General features: G+C 71.9%; 3 protein-coding genes. 1 reads left to right on the top strand and 2 read right to left on the bottom strand.

From position 1 onward, the window contains the following. Positions 1-71: 71 nt before the first annotated feature. Positions 72-635 carry a carboxymuconolactone decarboxylase family protein gene (locus HMPREF3086_RS17280; protein ID WP_083324511.1) on the bottom strand — a complete coding sequence of 188 codons (564 nt, stop codon included), beginning with the start codon at positions 633-635 and terminating at the stop codon, positions 72-74. A gap of 69 nt (positions 636-704) precedes the next feature. Between HMPREF3086_RS17280 and HMPREF3086_RS17275 the strand changes: the two genes are divergently transcribed. Beyond that, positions 705-1334 (top strand): DUF1707 SHOCT-like domain-containing protein, encoded by a 630-nt coding sequence (locus tag HMPREF3086_RS17275; RefSeq protein WP_007625866.1) that lies wholly within the window; start codon positions 705-707, stop codon positions 1332-1334. 162 nt (positions 1335-1496) lie between these two features. Here HMPREF3086_RS17275 and HMPREF3086_RS17270 read toward each other — a convergent pair. Further along, on the bottom strand, positions 1497-2171 hold a 675-nt coding region (locus HMPREF3086_RS17270), incomplete at its 5' end, for an MFS transporter (protein WP_246831041.1).

The following is a 2171-nucleotide window of genomic DNA, read 5'->3' as shown; positions in this document are numbered from 1 at the left end:
GGGCGGGGCCGCGCCGGGCGGGGCGGCCTGCTCGCCTGTCGACGCGCCCGTTCCGGCGAGGACGCCCGCGGTCATCGCGGGCTCGTCGGCTCGAGGTCGCTCGGGATCAGCCCGCGTAGCGAGCCCGGGTCCTTCCGGGTCGCGATCGCTATGCGGTTCCACGCGTTGATGGTGACGACGTCCATCAGCACCTGTCCAGCCCCGCTCTCACCGCGGTAGCGCGCCACCTCATCCCAGATCTCGTCGGGGACGAACTCCTCGCCGTCGATGCGGGTGACGGCGTCGGCGAACCGCAGCACCGCCTGCTCGTCCGCCGCGAACTCGTCGGCGTGGGCGGTCCAGTCCTCGGCGGCCGCGATCCGGTCGGCGCTCCACCCGTCCTTGCGGGCGTCGCGGCGGTGCATGGCCGCGCAGTAGCGGCAGCCGTTGACCGCCGAGACGCGCAGGCGGATGAGGTGACTGTCGTCCCGTGAGACCCGGGCCCGGGTATAGGCCTCGAGCGCCAGCATCGACGTCATGGCGCCTGCGCTGACCTGCTTGCGCTGGTCGTTCCTGCTCTGTGGTGTGCTCATGTCCTGTCGACGCACGAGCATCCGGAAACGTGACACCCCCGCGGCGAACTCGTCGGAATCCACGACCCCGCCTCCGCGAATCGGGGCGATCCCCTATGGTGCGGGCGCGCCAGCGGTCATAGCCTGGAAGGCATGGCCGAGCCCGACGACCTGCTGCTCTCCGACGCCGAACGGCTGCACGCCCTCACCGTGCTCGGCGACCACTACGCGTCCGGGCGCCTGGACGACTCACAGTTCCACGCCCGGTCCGGCGACGTGGCCGCGGCCCGCACCCTCGCCCAGCTGCGCGACTCGTTCGCCGACCTGCCGGGCGGGACGCCGCTGACGTCGGTGGACGGCATGATCGTGCAGTCGGCCACGGCGGGCGGCGGGGAGGTCGCGCTCTCGTCGTCGTCCCCGTCGTCTCTCGTGCCGGCTCCCACCGGCGCGCGGACGCCGGCCACCCGCGACGCCGACGCCGACCTCGAGGACCTGCGCCGCCGCGGCAAGCTGGTCGAGTCGCTGGACGGCGTGGTGATCGGGCTGACGCTCATCACGTTCCTCGTCCTGCAGATCGTCGTGGACTGGCAGTACGCGTGGATCGTGTGGCCGTCGCTGGTGCTCACGCTGGGGATCCCGCGGCTGGCGCTGCGGTTCACCGATTCCGACGAGAAGACGTACGAGAAGCTCAAGAAGGCCGACGAGAAGGCGCGCGAGGAGAGGCTGCGGGCGGCGTCGGAGCGGATTCGCGAGCTGGGCGACAGGCGCGAGAAGCGCGACTGAACGCCGCGCCGACCCGATGAGCTCGGGCGGCGGCTGGCTTAGCGGAGCGCGCGACGACCATCGAGAAGACAGTTCGGCACAAGGCCACTCGGCCGATACGGGCGAAACTGTCTTCTCGACGACAGCGGGTGACCGCGCGGCGCGCCGTGACCCGGCACGGGGTCAGGTGTCCTCGAGTGCGACGCCCCTGCGCTCCGGGAGAGTGAAGGCCGCCAGGGCGGCGACGACGAAGGCCGCCGCGAACACACCGAAGACCATCACCGTGTCGCCCAGATCGAGCAGGAACGGGACGAGCAGTGGCGCGATGATGGAGGCGATCCGCCCGAACGCCGCCGCTGCGCCGGTGCCGGACCCGCGGGTGGCGGTCGGGTAGAGCTCGGGGCCGATCGCATAGAGGGCGCCCCACGCGCCGAGGTTGAAGAACGACAGCGCCATGCCGGCGGCGATGATCGTGGCCGGGTAGTCCGCCAGACCGAACAGACCCGCCGACACCGCCGAGCCGACGAGGAACACCGCGAGCGTGACCCGCCGCCCCCACACCTCGATGAGCCAGGCGGCCACGGCGTAGCCCGGCAGCTGGGCGAGCGTGATGATGAGCGTGTAGCCGAACGACTTGACCAGGTCGAAGCCCTGCGAGACGAGCAGGCTGGGCAGCCAGATGAAGGCGCCGTAGTAACTGAAGTTGATGCCGAACCACACGATCCACAGCGCGGCGGTGCGGCGACGCAGGCGCGGGGACCAGATGGACTCCCCCGACTCGGCAGGCGCGGCGGGTGCGGCCTCCGGCGCGGTCGCGGCGGCCTCGGCGTCAGACCGACCGGTCGTGGGGACGCCAGC

The sequence above is a fragment of the Dietzia sp. HMSC21D01 genome (assembly GCF_001815995.1).
Taxonomy (GTDB): domain Bacteria; phylum Actinomycetota; class Actinomycetes; order Mycobacteriales; family Mycobacteriaceae; genus Dietzia; species Dietzia cinnamea.
This window is presented reverse-complemented; position numbering and strand designations above follow the sequence as displayed.

Bases quoted from the DNA above. Each gene is read 5' to 3' on its own strand.
- HMPREF3086_RS17275 (WP_007625866.1), top strand. From the start codon at position 705: ATGGCCGAGCCCGACGACCTGCTGCTCTCCGACGCCGAACGGCTGCAC.